Source organism: Pseudoalteromonas rubra (assembly GCF_005887115.1).
Classification (GTDB): Bacteria; Pseudomonadota; Gammaproteobacteria; order Enterobacterales; family Alteromonadaceae; genus Pseudoalteromonas; species Pseudoalteromonas rubra_F.
Genome location: NZ_PNCJ01000187.1, coordinates 1 through 418, shown reverse-complemented (window position 1 = coordinate 418; position 418 = coordinate 1). Strand labels below are relative to the sequence as shown.

Below are 418 nucleotides of genomic sequence, written 5' to 3'. Positions count from 1 at the left end.
TTTATATGGGCGGAAAGCACGAATTTCAAAAGAGCACGACGTGCCCGAGGTGCCGCACGATGAGGCCGCATTAGACCAAATAACACTGTCGATTTGTGAACCGTTCCCTACCACGCGAAATACGGCGGTGCTTGATCTCGCACCATAAACCAGTGCGAAACAACGGTTAGGTGTAAATTGATCGTATGCCTGAGTATCGACATAACATTCCATGCTGTCGGCGCTTGCTTGGGCGCTAAATAGTCCACCAATCAGTAGAGCGGCTGATGCAATAAGTGTTTTCATTGTTCTCTCCATTTGAATCATTCCACGGGCTCTACAACTGCTTATACTCCTGTAAGCCATCGATATTGCCTTTGATTAAGGCAGTGGAATTACCCTATAAGAGAACAAACAAAAAATAAACACAAAATTAACA

At 44.7% G+C, this 418-nt stretch carries 1 protein-coding gene; it reads right to left on the bottom strand.

Annotation, left to right across the window (positions count from 1 at the left end; translation table 11 throughout):
* On the bottom strand, positions 1–285 hold a 285-nt coding region (locus tag CWB98_RS24305; RefSeq protein WP_212751170.1), incomplete at its 3' end, for a hypothetical protein.
* Positions 286–418: the final 133 nt, after the last annotated feature.